1 protein-coding gene is annotated in these 506 nt (G+C 61.3%); it reads left to right on the top strand.

Annotated elements, in window-relative coordinates; genetic code table 11:
• Positions 1-506, top strand: a 506-nt coding sequence (locus JK635_RS18890) for a hypothetical protein (RefSeq protein WP_202655502.1), incomplete at both ends; no start/stop codon positions are given.

Here is a 506-nt window from a genome sequence, read left to right as displayed (position 1 = left end):
GGCGCCAGCGCCAATCCGCAGGCGGTGCTTGCCAGCCTGCTGTTTGCGCTGTTCATGCTGTGGATTCCGTGGGAAGACCTGCTGGGAAAGGAATTCGAGGACAAGCAGGTCTACATCAACAACTTCCTGCATCTCAAGTCCATCGTCGAGGACAAGGATCTTTCGGGCTTGCGCGACTTCTTCTTCAACGAGGTGCTGTGGGACGTGCTGGTCAGGACGGCCATGGACAAGCTCGGCATCCCGATCGGCGTGATCCTGGGCGCGGTCACCTTCCTGTGCCTGTTCTGTTTCGCGCGCTACCTCGCGATGCGGCATGGCGTGCTGTCCATCCTGCTGCTGGTCAACCCGCTCGTCGTCGACTTCGCCTTCTCGCAGCTGCGCATGGCCTTTGCCGTGTCGCTGGTCCTGGTCGCGCTCTCCCTGCGCAGCCGCGTGGCCCTCTACGCCACGCTGGTGATGGCATGCTTCATCCATACCGCCATGGTGCTGTTCATCGTGATGTACCT

It is taken from the genome of Neobacillus paridis, assembly GCF_016765675.1.
GTDB lineage: Bacteria > Bacillota > Bacilli > Bacillales > Cytobacillaceae > Neobacillus > Neobacillus paridis.
Note: the sequence above shows the minus strand (reverse complement) of the source record. Positions and strands in the feature narration are given on the sequence as shown.